Genomic DNA, 454 nt, shown 5'->3' with positions numbered 1-454 from the left:
ATGGCGAGCAGAAGCGGGTAGAACAGCGCGAGCAGCGCCAATCCCGGCACGGTCTGGACGACGCTGGCGAGGCCCAGCAGGATGCCGCGGATCACGGCATGGTTGCGCGCAAGGATCGCGAGCGGCAGGCTGATCACGAGCCCGAGTGCCAGCGCTGCCAGGCTGACCTGAACATGGCTGCCAAGATAGTCCGGCAGGTGCGCCGCCGCGTCACGCCAGCGAGGGTCGGACAGGAAACTCATCCTGCGCTTGCTCCCGCGAGCAGGGCGTTCAGGCGCTCGGCCTGCCGCTTGGGCGTGCTCAACAGCTCCGCCACATAGGGATCGTTGTTGTTTGACAGCTCGGCCGGCTGGCCTTGCGCCACAACCCGTCCAGCCCGCATCACCGCGATGCGATCGGCAAGCAGCAAGGCCGCCGTCATGTCATGGGTGACCATTACCGTGGTCAAGGCGAG

2 pseudogenes are annotated in these 454 nt (G+C 66.7%); both read right to left on the bottom strand.

The window, feature by feature from the left end:
- A pseudogene (locus tag FNJ47_RS46625) lies at positions 1 to 242 on the bottom strand (ABC transporter permease); the annotation flags it as partial.
- Positions 239 to 454, bottom strand: a pseudogene (locus FNJ47_RS46620) (ABC transporter ATP-binding protein); the annotation flags it as partial. The pseudogenes FNJ47_RS46620 and FNJ47_RS46625, both read right to left, overlap by 4 nt.

Source organism: Bradyrhizobium uaiense, assembly GCF_010811875.1.
GTDB classification, from domain to species: domain Bacteria; phylum Pseudomonadota; class Alphaproteobacteria; order Rhizobiales; family Xanthobacteraceae; genus Bradyrhizobium; species Bradyrhizobium uaiense.
The sequence above is the reverse complement of the archived record's forward strand: the minus strand, read 5'-3'. Positions and strand labels throughout refer to the sequence as shown.